Annotated in this window: 9 protein-coding genes; 3 read left to right on the top strand and 6 right to left on the bottom strand. The window is 41.7% G+C overall.

The genetic code is table 11. The features are described 5' to 3' along the window. Window positions 1-3: 3 nt before the first annotated feature. From H6G83_RS21345 to H6G83_RS21320, 6 genes are all read right to left on the bottom strand, one after another. Window positions 4-1,395, bottom strand: coding sequence for an HlyD family secretion protein (locus tag H6G83_RS21345; protein WP_190475980.1), 1,392 nt, complete (start codon window positions 1,393-1,395; stop codon window positions 4-6). A 78-nt stretch (window positions 1,396-1,473) separates the two neighbouring features. Continuing rightward, window positions 1,474-3,624: a peptidase domain-containing ABC transporter gene (locus tag H6G83_RS21340; protein ID WP_190475979.1), complete on the bottom strand. Its 2,151-nt coding sequence runs from the start codon at window positions 3,622-3,624 to the stop codon at window positions 1,474-1,476. Between the two features lie 32 nt (window positions 3,625-3,656). Further along, a complete protein-coding gene (locus H6G83_RS21335; protein ID WP_190475978.1) occupies window positions 3,657-3,914 on the bottom strand; it encodes a hypothetical protein in 258 nt (85 codons plus the stop codon). 287 nt (window positions 3,915-4,201) lie between these two features. Continuing rightward, window positions 4,202-4,444, bottom strand: coding sequence for a hypothetical protein (locus H6G83_RS21330; protein ID WP_190475977.1), 243 nt, complete (start codon window positions 4,442-4,444; stop codon window positions 4,202-4,204). A gap of 333 nt (window positions 4,445-4,777) precedes the next feature. After that, window positions 4,778-4,975 (bottom strand): hypothetical protein, encoded by a 198-nt coding sequence (locus H6G83_RS21325; RefSeq protein WP_190475976.1) that lies wholly within the window; start codon window positions 4,973-4,975, stop codon window positions 4,778-4,780. Window positions 4,976-5,195: 220 nt separating this feature from the next. Next, a complete protein-coding gene (locus tag H6G83_RS21320; protein WP_190475975.1) occupies window positions 5,196-5,432 on the bottom strand; it encodes a hypothetical protein in 237 nt (78 codons plus the stop codon). A 466-nt stretch (window positions 5,433-5,898) separates the two neighbouring features. Between H6G83_RS21320 and sat the strand changes: the two genes are divergently transcribed. From sat to H6G83_RS21305, 3 genes are all read left to right on the top strand, one after another. After that, the gene (gene sat, locus H6G83_RS21315; protein ID WP_190475974.1) at window positions 5,899-7,077 is read left to right on the top strand and encodes a sulfate adenylyltransferase; all 1,179 of its coding nucleotides are present in this window, start codon (window positions 5,899-5,901) and stop codon (window positions 7,075-7,077) included. A gap of 206 nt (window positions 7,078-7,283) precedes the next feature. Continuing rightward, complete coding sequence (locus tag H6G83_RS21310) at window positions 7,284-9,404, top strand: caspase family protein (RefSeq protein ID WP_190475973.1); 2,121 nt, start codon at window positions 7,284-7,286, stop codon at window positions 9,402-9,404. Window positions 9,405-10,044: 640 nt separating this feature from the next. Next, window positions 10,045-15,255 carry a PAS domain S-box protein gene (locus H6G83_RS21305; RefSeq protein ID WP_190475972.1) on the top strand — a complete coding sequence of 1,737 codons (5,211 nt, stop codon included), beginning with the start codon at window positions 10,045-10,047 and terminating at the stop codon, window positions 15,253-15,255. The last annotated feature ends 10 nt before the right edge of the window (window positions 15,256-15,265 follow it).

Genomic DNA, 15,265 nt, shown 5'->3' with positions numbered 1-15,265 from the left:
AATTTACAAATCTGTAATTAGTCTGGCTTTTCGCAGTATAAATTGTAGTGCTGTCTCTTCTTGGGAAATAATGTTAGCTTCTGCTTCCATTCCTGATTGGATATAACAATGACGATCGCTATTTCCAAATTCCCTCTTTTGGGGTTGGATAGTTGCTTCAAAATAACTAGCATTTTCTGCGCCTGAACTGTGAGATTGGGGGGTAATTGCATCAGGAGAAATTGCACTCACCACAGCCGGGAGAGTCCCGTAATCTGGATAGGGACAAGCGTTAACTCGTAGTTGTACTTTTTGTCCTACCGCTACTTTTTTAATGTCTGCGGTGGGAACCATCGCTTTAATTACCAAAGGCGTATTTTGGGGTACAATTTGGGCGATCGCGTCGTTAGGACTCACCACTTGTCCAGGGTTACGCAGATTTAGCTTGAGGATAATTCCATCACTGGTAGCACGAATTACACTACTCCGCAGTTGCTTTTCTACTTGTTGCAATTCTTTTTGAGATTGGTTGAGTTGGGATAGCATTTCTACCCGACGCTGGATTAAAGCTTGTTTCTCTTTTTGTAAGGTGGCGATGGTGGAAGCGCCTTTAGCCTGTTCTTGGGCGATGCGTTCTTGGGCGATCGCTACCGTTGCCATGCTAGGATTAACAGCAACTTGGGCTGATTGTAACTTAGCTTGGGCTATTTCCATCGACCTTTTCTCACCTTCCAAGGCTGACTTGGTTTGTTCCACTACGAGTTTTTTCTGTTCATATTCCCGCCTACCAATAGCGCCAATTTCTGATAATTGTTGATAGCGATCGCGATCTACTTTAGCAAAGTCTAAATCTGCTTGGGCTTTGCGTACTTGCGCTGCGGCTTTTTGCAAACTTGCGTAAGCAGCCAGAAATTCACTTTTTGTTGTAATTTGACGTTCTTGATAATCTCGCTGATTGCGATTTAAATCTGCTTGCGCCGAAACAATTGTTCTTGCTAAAAGATTTAATTCAGCCTTTACCTGACTATCCAAAGAACCGATTTGACTATCAATTTGGATCAGTTGCAATTTACCTTGTTGAATATTACCCGCCAATTGACTCTTTTTGATTTGTAATTGGTCAGTATCTAAACGTGCAATGACATCGCCTTGTTTGACAACTTGATTTTCTGCAACCAAAATACTTTGAATTGTCCCTTCCATTTCTGGTTGTACTAACCGCACATCACCAATAGGACGGACAACAGCAGAGGCTTTGACTGTGACATTATATTTCACCCAAGAAGAGAGTGCGATCGCCGAACCAACAGAAGCTACAAGAAATAGCCCTAATAAAGATGTCCAAATACCTACAGGTGGTAAAGCATCATCTTCTTGAAACGGTGGGATATATTTCTGATTTTGTATATAAAGCATAAGCAAAACTGTGTAAATAATTTTAGTTTGTAGTCAGGACTTTAGTCCTCAAATAAGGACTGAAGTCCTGACTACGAACTAATGAATTAAGAAATCTAAATGCTCTCCAGATTTGGTACGTAAATCTTTTAATGAGCCTTGCATTTTTAACCTACCTTGCTCTAGAAAAACAATCCAATCAGCCCGACTAATTACTTGGGGACGGTGGCTAATTAAGATTGTGGTTTTATCTCGACGATGTTGTAATAACTGTGCTAATACAAGACTTTCACTTACAGGGTCAAGTCCACCAGTAGATTCATCTAAAATCAGAATTGGCGGTTCTGTAACTATGGCTCTTGCTATTGCTAATCTTTGCCTTTGTCCACCGGAAATATTAGCGCCAAATTCTCCTAAAATTGTTTGATATTTCTCTGGTAATTTACTAATAAACTCATCAGCATCAGCAATTTTACAAGCTCTAACAATTTGCTCAAAAGTAACATAAGGCGCTCCTAAACGAAAGTTTTCTACAATTGAACGACTCCAAAAATGAGCATCTTGAGGAACTAATACTACTTGCTGACGCAGACAATCAAGGGAAAGGTCATCTAAGTTATATAAGCCGATGCGAATATTACCTGATTGCAGAGTATATAATCCAGTAATTAGTTTAGCTAAGGTACTTTTACCACAGCCGGATTTACCGATAATTGCTGTTACTTTACCGCCGGGTATTGTTAAAGTAAAATCTTCTAATAAATCAACTCTTCCCACATAATGAAAGTTGACATTTGTACAGATAATGTTATCATCGCCTGTAATTTTCGCTAAAGGTTTTTTCCCATCATTAGCATTTTCTGGTGTAGTATCTATCACTTCTGTGAGACGTTGTACAGAAGTTTTAGCGCGGGTAAATTCATCTACAAAACTAATGATAGTGGCAATTAATCCCAGCACATTACCGTTCATGGAGTTAAAAGCCAACAGTTGACCAATACTCAAATTTTCGGCGGGATTAATCACTAAATTACCACCACACCAGAGCAAAAATATCCCACCAACAGTAGAGACGAAACTGGAAAATGTATTATTGATAATCCCAATTTGAATTGTCCGAAATGTTAAATTAGCCAGTTGACCGAAACGGCTATTAAATTCTTCCAAAAATTGTGTATCTGATGTAGTCGTTTTCAGAGTTAACGCACCTTTAAATGTCTCAACTAAAACACCTTGTGCTTCTGCTTCTTGAACTAAAAGTTCACGGGTTTTATTTCGGAGTATCGGTTGAAAGACAATGGTAGATGTCGTCATAATTGCAGCTATTAACAAAGCTACTATAGTTAACTTCCAGCTATAGAAAGCCATGAGGCTAAAAGAAATCACTGCAATAAAAAATCGGCTTGGTAAAGTAATGACAACTTGAGCGACTAATTGATTAATTTGGTTAATATCTTGGAGACGACTAACAATTTCCCCACTGCGACGAGTTTCATAATAACTGAGAGGTAAGCGGAGAATTTGTTGAGCAAATTCCATTACTAAACCGAGTTGTAAACGTTGAGCAAAGTGAGCAATTAAGTTAGATTGAACCCAACCTAAACTACTAGAAATTATATTCATAACTACTACTGCGATCGCCATCGTCGTCAGTAGTCTAGTATCACCGCGAATCAAAACATCATCCGTCAGAATTTGCAACAGAAAAGGGGAAGCTAATGATAAGACTCCCAGCAGTAGATTTAAGGGTAAAGCTTGTGCTAAAATAGCGCGAAACTTCCAGACACGCTTAAAGAAACGCCAGAAACCAGAAGTGCGATCGCTTTCTATTTGCGAGAATAATTCAGCATCGGGTTCTAGCAACAACATTAACAAATCTTTCCAGCCTTCGCTTAACTCTTTTTGTGATAAATAACGAATCCCCACGGCTGGATCTGCAACTACATAATTCTTCCCCTTTTTCCCATATAAAATTACCCAATGATTGCCTTTCCAATGGATAATAGCTGGTAATGGTGCTTCATTGATGCGGTGGAAAAGTTCTGGGGAAGTTTTTACAGAATGTGCTTTAAAACCGAGGGTTTGTGCGCCTCTTTGTAACCCTAATAAAGTCGTACCAAATTGTCCTGTACCGACAACTTCCCGAATGCGACTGAGAGTTAAATTGCGTCCATAATATTTGGCGATCGCCGCAATGCAAGCAGCACCACAATCCTCTTGACTGTGTTGTAAAACGTAAACATATTTCATAACGAAAATGCCTATTTTATCTTGCAAAAAATCTAGTAATAGAAACTTGTTCTCCTAGAATTTCTTCTAACTATGCTGCTGACACCAAGGCTGTTATTATCCTCAAAAACAAATGAGTTCATCCAAGCAAAATGAACCTCGTCTGGAGTAAGCCCAGGGTTGCCAAATACAACACCAGCACCTAAAATATATAAGTAAGTATCTAAGTCAAAACTAACTCCTATTCCTCCACTGACGGCAGCAGATTCTTCAGAAGATAGTGGACTAAACAAGGGATTTTGTTCTTTCATCGCTTCCTCTTAGGAATAGATTTCACGATAATATATTTGACAAACCTGGAAGATTAATTAAATCAGTTATCAGTTATCAGTTATCAGTCAGCCAGGGCGTATGTTGGAGAATAAAGCAGCTTCTCCCTACGCCTTCCACCAATTAGAGATTTAAGTACGGGCGGGTTTAACGAAGATATTTGTTTTTCCCATGAATTTCCCAATCAACCCGCCCCTAATAACTGTTCACTGTTAAACGTAAGTAATTAGTTAGGGAATTTGTGACTAATCACTGGAAAAATTTAAGATTAAGGAAAAGGTGATAAAGCCATTGCTGAATAGGGAACCTCATCCTTCTTACTGCTAGAACTCTTCGACTCGTAAATAGTTACATCTTTGCCATTTCCGTCTGCGTTCATGATTTTACCAGTTGTAGTTTCACCCGTAGATGTGAGTCCAAACTCAGGTTGTGACTTATTATAATAACCGCCACTAACAAGACTAGCTTCTTCAACAGTTACCAATCTAAACAAAATGCTTTTTGTAATCATGCTGTTTTTTCCTTGAAAATACAAGAGATATTGGCATTTTGATTCAGGGAAGTAAATCTAAATACTGGAAACATTGACAATGTTCCAGTATTTAGCAATTTTTCAATTAATTCAGGACTTACGCAACTAGCACTTAGGGTAGGGTGCGTCAGATGTGGAAAATCCTTGAATATGTACGAGATTATTGGGGCTGACGCACCTTACAGTTCATTTGATTATGACACTTGCGTAAGTCCTATAATTATCCCTGAAATATTATTGTGCTGCTAGGAGAAAGCTGGCTTGTTTCTTAACTTGACAATGCCAGCCTTTCATCAACATTAATTATGAATTTTAATCGAAACCAAATGCACTTTCAAAAGCAAACTGAACTTCGTCAGTAGTCAATCCAGAGTTGCCAAAAGTAGTACCAGCACCGATGATGTAGAGGTATTGATCAAGATTAAATAAGTTAGTAACTTGACCACCGCTAACAGTAGCAGATTCTTCAACAGCAACTTCGGTGAACAGGTTATTATTGATAACTAGCATGAGATTTGACTCCATTAACAAGATTGTGATGATACCGTTTCTTTATGAAGATGCAGTTTATGGGTTGCTGTAGAGATTGGCATACAACGTCTCTACAGGGGTTATTTATTGCAACTTCTCATAGAACTGGTATGAATTAGTCAGCTATTATGTGATTGAATCAGCCTTGAAAAGCCAGAAATAGTATTTGAGATTTTCAAGGTAATTCTTTTTGAGAAAACTATAGACCTATGCCAGTTGTTCCGCCGGTATTAAATGCACTTTCAAAAGCAAACTGAACTTCGGCTGTAGTCAATCCTGCGTTACCAAAAGTAGTACCAGCACCTATAATGTAGAGGTATTGATCAAGGTTAAACAAATTATCGACTTGACCGCCGCTAACAGTAGCGGATTCTTCAATAGCAACTTCGGTGAACAGGTTATTTTGTGCAAGAGATAACATGAAAATTGTCTCCATTAATAAAGTAGTTTTGCACTTGGTAAGCTTCTAGTTGATTGCCTGTATTTGGCTGTTCAACTCCTTGCTTGCTTACTACAATATCGAGGAGTGAAGAGTTAATTCATTTGTAATTTCTGTAAACTTATCTACCTGACTCAGGAGACTCAAATACGCAATTTAGTCAATCATAATTTCTGAAAAATCCAATTTAAGATATAGTTCGTTTAGAGAATGAGCATATTGTAGTGGTTGGTAATGGGTAATAGTAAAAACCAATTACCAATTACCAATCACCAGTTACCAATCAAACCAACCATATCGTCAGCAATTAGCCATAATTGGTATATTTTCCTATTTTCTGACCTCTTTCGCCCATCCCCTATCTTCATTTCTCAAATTTTTTTCTTTGTGTACCAGCATTTTGATAAGTTAGTTAGTATACAGTTTGCAACAATTGTAGTTATCGCTTAAGAGGGGATTGAAATTGAGTCAGCATCCAGATGCCATTGCCGCGCACGGTGGACAGTTGGTTAATCGCATAGCCAGCCCAGAACAAAGAGAAGAGTTTCTTTCCAAAGCTGAGTTTTTGCCAAGAGTGCAACTTGACGAACGGGCTGTTTCTGATTTAGAAATGATTGCGATCGGCGGTTTTAGCCCCCTCACAGGGTTCATGAACCAGCAAGATTACGATCGCGTCGTCACAGAAATGCGCTTGGCTAACGGTCTTGTATGGTCAATACCAATCACACTCTCAGTTAGCGAAGCAGAAGCAGCTTCTTTACCAGAAGGTGGCTTAGTGCGTTTAGATAACCCCAGAGGCGAGTACATTGGGGTTTTGCAACTCACCCAAAAATATCGCTACGACAAAACCCGCGAAGCCATCAACGTCTACCGCACAGATGAAGCCAAACACCCTGGAGTGCAAGTCCTGTATAAACAAGGTGCTGTCCATTTAGCTGGTGATATCTGGTTACTGGAACGCAGTTCTCATCCTCTATTCCCCAATTATCAAATTGACCCAGTTGCGTCTCGGCAAATGTTTAGAGACAAGGGTTGGAAAACCATAGTCGGCTTCCAAACCCGCAACCCCATTCACCGCGCCCACGAATATATTCAAAAATGCGCCTTAGAAACCGTGGATGGTTTATTTTTACATCCCTTGGTAGGGGCGACCAAAGAAGACGACATCCCCGCCGATGTGCGGATGCGCTGTTATGAAATCTTGCTAGAACATTACTACCCCCAAGATAGGGTAATTTTAGCAATTAATCCCGCCGCCATGCGCTACGCCGGCCCCCGTGAAGCCATTTTCCACGCCTTAGTCCGCAAAAATTACGGCTGTACCCACTTTATCGTCGGTCGAGATCATGCCGGTGTGGGTGACTATTACGGTACTTATGACGCTCAATATATCTTCGATGAATTTGCGCCCGGTGAATTAGGCATTGTACCAATGAAATTTGAACACGCCTTTTACTGCACCCGCACCAAACAAATGGCGACCACCAAAACCAGCCCCAGCAGCCCAGAAGAACGAGTCCACCTCTCTGGAACTAAAGTTAGAGAAATGCTGCGTCGCGGTGAACTACCCCCACCAGAATTTTCCCGCCCCGAAGTCGCCGCAGAGTTGGCGCGGGCTATGCGAGTCAAGGTGTTAGCGTAGGGACAGTTAACAGTTAACAGTTAACAGTTAACAGTTAACAGTTAACAGTGAACAAAATCTGACAACTGATAACTGATAACTGATAACTGATAACTGATAACTGACAACTGATAACTGATAACTGATAACTGATAACTGATTGACTTTACACTCCAGACCTCAGCCCTATAAGCTGTTAGCTGACGAGCTGAGGACTGATTGTTTTTATGAAGCGTCGGACTTTTGTACAACGGATTGGTTCAATACTGGCGGTGTTGGGTATAACTGAAACTGAGTGGTTGACGATGGGAAACCGCTATTATCAAGCTTTAGCCCAACCTACACCGCGCAAATTGGCGTTACTCATCGGCATTAATCAATACCGCAGAAGTTCCTCGCTAAGTGGTTGTCTCACCGATGTTGAACTGCAAAAAGAATTGTTGGTGCATCGGTTTGGCTTTCAACCTAGCGATATTCTCACCTTAACTGAGGAACAAGCTAGCAGAGAATTTATAGAAGCAGCATTTTTGGAGCATCTTGTCAAGCAAGCTAAATCTGGTGATGTGGTGGTTTTCCACTTTAGCGGCTACGGTACTCAGTTACCAGGAGAGTCAGATATACTACAAAACGCTTTAGTCACAACTGATGAAAATCAAGCACCACCAGATTCTCACATAGCTAATTACTTATTAGAAGATACCTTATTACAGTTGTTGCGATCGCTCCCTACAGACCATGTAACAGCCGTATTAGATACAAGTTACTCCCTCAAGAGTACAACTCAACCAACAGGACTGCGAACTCGCGCCCGTCAAGAGTCAGCAGAAACGCAATTAGCAACAGCAGAACTCGATTTTCTCAAACAAATCAAAACCCAAAAACCGGAACTCAACGCGCCTGTAGTACTATCCGCCACTTCGGGGCCGCAACAAGCAGCTAGGGAAGTATTGATGTCTGGGTTTAGTGCAGGTTTATTTACTTATGCTTTGACACAGCAACTTTGGGAGTCAACCCCAGCCACAGCCATTCAAGTCAGCCTTGTCCAAGTGGCTGGTTCTATACAGCAATTGGGAAGCAAACAGCAGCCTGGGTTGTTGAGTAAGAAGAAAAATCAACCGGGGTTAGTGACTGTAGAAAATTTACTCACAGATAGCCGCACAGGTGGAGAAGGGGCGGTACTGGCGATAGAAGAAGATGGTAAAACAGCCCAACTATGGTTAGGTGGGCTACCTCCTCAAGTTTTGGAATATTATGGTGCTAATTCTAGATTTAGTTTAGCAACGGGAACGCAACTTGTATTGCGATCGCGCACAGGATTAACAGCAAAAGCCCAAGTTTTGAAAGTTGCTGACACAACTCCCTTACAAGTCGGTGAAGTCATTCAAGAAAATGTGCGTATATTACCCCGCAATATTAATTTAATCTTAGGTTTAGATACTAGACTAGAAAGAATTGAGCGAGTAGATGCTACTAGCGCCTTTGCTGGAGTTGCTCATGTTTCTACTGTAGTAGCCACAGAACAACCAGCAGATTATTTATTTGGCAAACTACCGCAGACTCCCAGTCGCTACGGTTTGTTTACTTTAGGTGGTGAACTCATTCCTAACACAGATGGCGGAGTCGGGGAAGCGGTGAAAGTAGCCGCACAGCGTTTATCAGAAAAATTATCCACTTTATTAGCGGCGAAGTTATGGCGACTCACTCAAAATCAAGGTTCTTCCCGCTTACCTGTCAAGGTGACATTAGAGATTGTGAGCAGTATATCGCCACGGGTGGTAATGCAACAAACAGTACGTCATCTTCACGCTGAAACCACCTATAAAAAATCACTAATTAATCCTGTGATTCCTGTTGGGAGCAAGATACAATACCGCGTGCAGAATTTAAGCGATCGCCCAATATATTTTATGCTGTTGGGATTGCGGAATCATCGCACTGCGATCGCATTTTACCCTTGGCAAACCCCACAAGAACCCAACCAACCCGACAATCAACCCCAACTCCAACAAGTAATGATTGCCCCCAATGAAACTATAACTTTACCACAAACAACACCTGCATCAGGATGGGTAATTTCCGAGCCAGCCTACGTATACCAACACCAACTAATTTTTAGCACCACACCCTTCAACACCACTTTAGACAAGTTAGAAAAAGCCAAATATTCCGCAGGCGACCAACAACCCATAGCCACAATAGTCAACCCCCTAGATGTTGGACAAGCATTGTTGCAAGACCTGCATAATAGCAGCGACATCAAAGCCGAAATGAACGGTATAGCCACTGATTCCTATATTTTAGATATAAATAATTGGGCAAGTTTCAACTTTTGTTTTCAGGTCATGTAAATAAAGTTGAGAACTTGAATGTGTACGACATTATTGGGGCTGACGCACCCTACATTTAGTTTGATGATGACACTTGCGTAAGTCCTATAAAAAATTAAATAAGAATTAAATACTATGTAATTATATAGGACTCATACTTAATTCTTGAATACAAGTAATATCATGTCCGCTTAAACACTTATCATATCGCGGGGATTGGTAATTGGTAATTGGTAATGGTAGAGAACAATTAGCTATTCGCTATTACCCATTACCAACTAAATTAACCATATCGTAAGTAATTAACCGAACTTAATATAATACCAATTCTCCATGAAGTTGCGCCGAATAAACAATGTAGAGACTGGCATACCAATCTCTACAGCGCAGAATAAAGTGCATCTTCATCAAGAAACGGTATTACATATAACGTCTTTACAGTATTTCACGAATAGCGATGCTGTATGTAATTTTACTGAAAATTAGAAAAAATCTTTTTGATAACAACAGCTATAAACTCTTGCCATTCAAGGAAATAAGAGCCATTATAGAACAATAAAATATGCGATATTTTTAATTAAGGCTTTGCTAAATAGAGGAACGAAAATATCTTTTAACTTGATGATTAACAACAAAATAAACTATGTATAATTAACCATATATGTCAATCTCCCATTACTCAGTTTTAATTCTGGCGATCGCTCCACAAGATAGATCATTATACTGCCGTTACTTAAGTCAGGATACAATTGCCACCTATAATGTAGTTGAGATTGAGACAGGGTCAGCAGCAATATCATACCTAGCTGAAAACCAGCCAGACTTAATACTGCTCGACAATCAACTATCAGATATAGATGGGTGGGAATTTCTCCAGCAATTAAAAAGCCAATTTCCTGACTGGGAAATTCCGGTGATTATGTTAGTAACACAAGAAGATGAGAAGGACGCTGTTAGAGCAATAAAAACTGGTGCTTGGGACTATTTAGTTAAAGAAAATCTTACCTGTGTGAGATTTTGCCACACCGTTGATGCCACATTAGAAAAAAGCCGTCTGAAGCAAAAACTACGGATGCAAGAGCAACAACAACAAGCTAGTGAGCGGAGATTTCGAGCTATCTTCGATCAAAGTTTTCAATTGACGGGACTGCTGACAACCGAGGGAATTTTACTAGAGGCTAACCAGACAGCTTTAAATTTTGGCGGGGTAAAACTAGAAGATATCATCAATCGACCTTTTTGGGAAATATATTGCTGGACTATTTCCCCGACAACTCAAGAAAGATTAAAGCAAGCGATCGCCAGCGCCGCGCAAGGAGATCGTATCCGCTACGAAGTAGATGTTTTGGGTGCAGGAGGTCGCAAAGTCACCGTAGATTTCTCGCTTCTTCCTCTCAAGGATGAGTCAGGACAAGTGGTAATGCTGATTGCCGAGGCGCGAGATATTAGCGAAGCCAAGCAAAATGAACTGATTCGCCAACAAACAGAAAAAGCCCTGCAAGAAAACCAAATTCTCTTGCAAGTCATTATGGATAGCCTACCTATGGCTATCTTCTGGAAAGACCGCAACAGCAGATTTTTAGGTTGCAACCGCCAACTGTTGTTGGATGCTGGACTATCTTTAGCAGCCCAAATCATTGGCAAAACAGATTTTGATCTGCCTTGGCGGGAACAAGCGCCACTTTATCAAGCGGACGATCGCATCGTTATAGAGTCCGGTCAGCCTAAGTTTAATATTGAACAACCCTTGACAACAGGGGACAATCGCACCATTTGGTTAAGCATAAATAAAATACCCCTATACAAACCTGATGGCGAAATTGTTGGCGTTCTCGCCAGTTATGAAGATATTACAGAACGTAAACAGATTGAGCAAGCACTACAGGAAAGTGAGCGACGCTATGCCACTTTGGCCGCCTCCGCCCCCGTGGGGATTTTCCGTACCGATGTAGAGGGGAACTGTTTATACGTTAGCGAACACTGGTGTCAAATTGCTGGCTTAACTCCCGAAGCCGCATCTGGCTATGGCTGGGTCAACGCTTTACACCCCGAAGACCGAGATATGGTTGCAGCACAATGGTATCACTGCGCTCAAACAGGTGAAGTATTTAGTTTGGAATATAGATTTTTGCGACCGGATGGGGTGGAAACTTGGGTATTTGGGCAAGCAGTGCAGGAAAAAAATTTAGATGGCAAAGTGGTTGGTTATGTGGGAACAATTACCAACATTACCACCCGCAAACAAACCGAAGAAGCCTTGCGTCGCAGTGAACAACTTTATCGCACCCTATTAAATAACTTCCCCAATGGTGCAGTTGTGTTATTTGACCATGACTTACGCTACCTGCTGGTGGGAGGCTTAGGACTGGCTAGTGTAGGTTTAAACAAGGCGAATATGGAAGGAAAAACCCTTTGGGAAATCTTTCCCCCAGAGGTATGCGAAATGGTTGCCCCCCAGTGCCAGCAAGCATTAGCGGGAGAATCAGTAATTGGGGAGGTTCCTTTTAGCGATCGCCACTACATTACCCATCATATACCTGTACGCGATGAGCAGGATCATGTCATTGCAGGCATCATCCTGACTCAAGACATCAGCGAACGCAAAAAAGCAGAACAAGAGCGCGATCGCCTGCTACAGATTTTAGCGGCACAAAATCAAACTTTAGAGGCACAAGTCAGCGAACGCACATTAGAACTCGAACAAAGCAAAGAACGCTTCCGCAATCTCGTAGAAACATCTAGTGATTGGGTCTGGGAAGTGAATGAAATAGGAGTTTACACTTATTCTAGTCCGCAAATCACCAACCTGTTAGGATATTCCCCGGAGGAAGTTTTGGGCAAAACTCCCTTTGATTTAATGCCTCCAGAAGAAGCCCGAATTATATTGCAGAAGTTTAGGGAATTTGTTTACCTGCAAGCCCCCTTTCAATGTTTAGAAAATATTAATATACATAAAAATGGGCGACTCATTACTTTAGAAACGAGCGCAGTACCTATTTTTGATACACAGGGAAGATTTCGCGGCTATCGCGGTATGGATCGGGATATTACAGTGCGTAAACAAGCGGAAGCCGCATTACGCGAAAATGAAGCCCGATTCCAGCGCATTGCTGCCAACGTTCCTGGTGTAATGTATCAATATATTCTCCATGCTGACGGCTCCCAAGAGTTTATATATATTAGCGATCGCTGTCGAGAACTTTTGGAACTAGAGCCAGCAACAATTATGGAAAATGCCGATGCCATCTTTGCCCTGATTCATCCAGATGATATCCCCTCATTGCAGGAATCGATCACCCATTCAGCTAATTCCTTACAGCAGTTCTCTTGGGAAGCCAGGATGATTACCCCATCTGGTCGCTTGAAATGGATACAAGGCATTTCCCAACCAGAACGACAAGCCGAAGGCGATATTTTATGGGATGGATTAATACTGGATATTAGCGAACGTAAACAGACGGAAATTGCCCTGAATAACTTGTCAGACCGATTGAATTTAGCCATCAAATCTGCTCAAATTGGCATCTGGGACTGGGATATCATCAATAATCATCTCGTCTGGGATGAACGGATGTATCAACTATATGGGATCAAAGCCGCAGATTTCACAGGTGCTTACCAAGCATGGGAAGCAGGACTGCATCCCGATGATCTGCTGTCTGTCCGTGCGGCGATGGAGCAAGCCATTGCCGGAGAAAAAGACTTTGAGCCAGAATTTAGGGTAGTCTGGACTGATGGCACTATCAGGTTTCTCAAAGCCTACGCATTGGTACAACGTGACGCGCAGGGACAAGCTCAACGGATGATCGGCATTAACTTTGATATTAGCGATCGCCGACGAGAAGAACTAGAAAATAAACGTCTCAAAGAACGTTTAGAATTTGTCCTTTCCGCTAATCCCGCCGTTATTTATACCTGCCAAGTATTGGAAAGTTTTGCCGCCACCTTTATCAGCAAAAATGTACAGAATGTTCTCGGTTATACACCTCAAGAATGGTTATCACATCCAGATTTCTGGACAGACCGCATCCACCCAGAAGATTTACCCCAGGTCTTGGTGGAGCTATCCCATCTCGAAAAACGGGAATATCACCTCTACCAATATCGCTTCCTGCATAAAGATGGTAGCTACCGTTGGATCAAAGATGAATATCGCCTTGTTCGCGATCAAGTCGGCAAACCAGTGGAAATTATTGGTTACGTTGTTGATATCAGCGAACAGCAAGCTGCACTTCGTGAACGTGAACTAGCCCAAGAAGCCATGCGGCTAAGTGAAGAGCGTCTACTATTGGCATTAGAAGCTTCTGGCGATGGGTTATGGGACTGGAATATTACAACTAACGAACTCTATCTCAGCCCTCAATGGCTAAGAATGCTAGGTTTTGAGGTCAGTGAGTTACCCAGTGATTTCAGTACATGGGAAAAGTTAGTTCATCCAGAAGATCAGCCCTATATGTTAGAAAAACTCAACGCTCACCTTCAGGATGCTTCTGTTCCCTACAAACTCGACTATCGAGTCCAAACTAAAGCGGGTGACTACAGGTGGATAGTTAACTATGGTAAAGCTGTAGTCCGCGATGAAGACGGAAATCCCCTCCGTATGACTGGTACTCATCGAGACATTTCCGAGGCCAAAAAGGCAGAATCAGAACTACGCCAAGCTAACGAAAAACTAGCCATTTCCAACCATGAACTCGCCCGTGCTACCCGATTGAAAGATGAGTTTTTGGCTACCATCTCTCATGAACTACGCACCCCACTCAATGCGATTCTCGGTATATCCGAGGGCTTGCAAGACCAGGTGTTTGGAGCCATCAATGAAAAACAAGGACTGGCGCTGCAAACCATCGAGCGCAGTGGCAAACATCTGCTGGAATTAATTAACGACATCTTGGATTTATCCAAAATTGAAGCAGGGCAGATGGATTTACAGTACAATCACGTAGCTATCAGCCCACTTTGCCAGTCCAGTTTGGCATTTATTAAGCAGGAAGCTTTCCAAAAACGCATCCAGCTGGAAGTCAAGATTCAACCTCATCTACCAGAACTGCTAGTGGATGAGCGACGCATCCGCCAAGTTTTAATTAATTTACTCAACAATGCTGTAAAATTCACCCCAGAAGGTGGAAAAGTCACCTTAAAAGTTACCCGCGAAAGCATCGCTCCTCAAGCACAGACAACATCCTGTCAAGATATCATTCGCATTGCAGTCATTGATACCGGCATTGGTATTGCACAAGAGAACTTAAAAAAACTGTTTCAACCCTTTATCCAAATTGATAGTGCTTTCAACCGCCAATATAACGGTACTGGTTTGGGGTTGGCTCTGGTCAAGCGACTGGTGGAAATGCACGGTGGTACGGTGGAGGTAAGCAGTCAACTCGGTGTAGGAAGTTGCTTTACTGTTGATTTACCCTCTACCAATGTCTGTGAATTTTCGTCTGAGTCTGTCAAGCAAGTATCACCTGAGTTAAATTTTACTGTCAGTGAAACAGTAGAGCATTCACCGCTAATTTTGCTCGCAGAAGATAACGAAGCTAATGTTTTTACTATCTCTGGCTATTTAGAGACAATAGGATACAGGGTGATCTTGGCAAAAAACGGTCAAGAAGCGATCGCCCTCACCAAATTCCACTTTCCCGACTTAATTTTAATGGATATTCAAATGCCTGTATTAGATGGTTTAGAGGCAATCAAGCAGATTCGATTAGACCAAAATTTTACCAAAGTTCCCATCATTGCCCTCACAGCCTTTGCCATGCCAGGTGACAAAGAAAACTGTTTAGCAGTCGGAGCCAACGACTATCTCCCCAAACCTGTAAAACTCAAGCAACTAACAAATATCATCAAGAAATTCTTAGTAAATAAGTAAGATTAAGTTC

It is taken from the genome of Anabaena azotica FACHB-119 (assembly GCF_014697625.1).
In the GTDB taxonomy this organism is placed as follows: Bacteria; Cyanobacteriota; Cyanobacteriia; order Cyanobacteriales; family Nostocaceae; genus Trichormus; species Trichormus azoticus_A.
Note: the sequence above shows the minus strand (reverse complement) of the source record. Positions and strands in the feature narration are given on the sequence as shown.

What these genes read in the sequence shown, in the direction of transcription:
- H6G83_RS21345 (WP_190475980.1), bottom strand. Translation starts at nt 1,395, where the DNA reads ATGCTTTATATACAAAATCAGAAATATATCCCACCGTTTCAAGAAGAT.
- H6G83_RS21325 (WP_190475976.1), bottom strand. Translation starts at nt 4,975, where the DNA reads ATGCTAGTTATCAATAATAACCTGTTCACCGAAGTTGCTGTTGAAGAA.
- H6G83_RS21330 (WP_190475977.1), bottom strand. Translation starts at nt 4,444, where the DNA reads ATGATTACAAAAAGCATTTTGTTTAGATTGGTAACTGTTGAAGAAGCT.
- H6G83_RS21320 (WP_190475975.1), bottom strand. Translation starts at nt 5,432, where the DNA reads ATGGAGACAATTTTCATGTTATCTCTTGCACAAAATAACCTGTTCACC.
- H6G83_RS21305 (WP_190475972.1), top strand. Translation starts at nt 10,045, where the DNA reads ATGTCAATCTCCCATTACTCAGTTTTAATTCTGGCGATCGCTCCACAA.
- H6G83_RS21340 (WP_190475979.1), bottom strand. Translation starts at nt 3,624, where the DNA reads ATGAAATATGTTTACGTTTTACAACACAGTCAAGAGGATTGTGGTGCT.
- H6G83_RS21310 (WP_190475973.1), top strand. Translation starts at nt 7,284, where the DNA reads ATGAAGCGTCGGACTTTTGTACAACGGATTGGTTCAATACTGGCGGTG.
- H6G83_RS21335 (WP_190475978.1), bottom strand. Translation starts at nt 3,914, where the DNA reads ATGAAAGAACAAAATCCCTTGTTTAGTCCACTATCTTCTGAAGAATCT.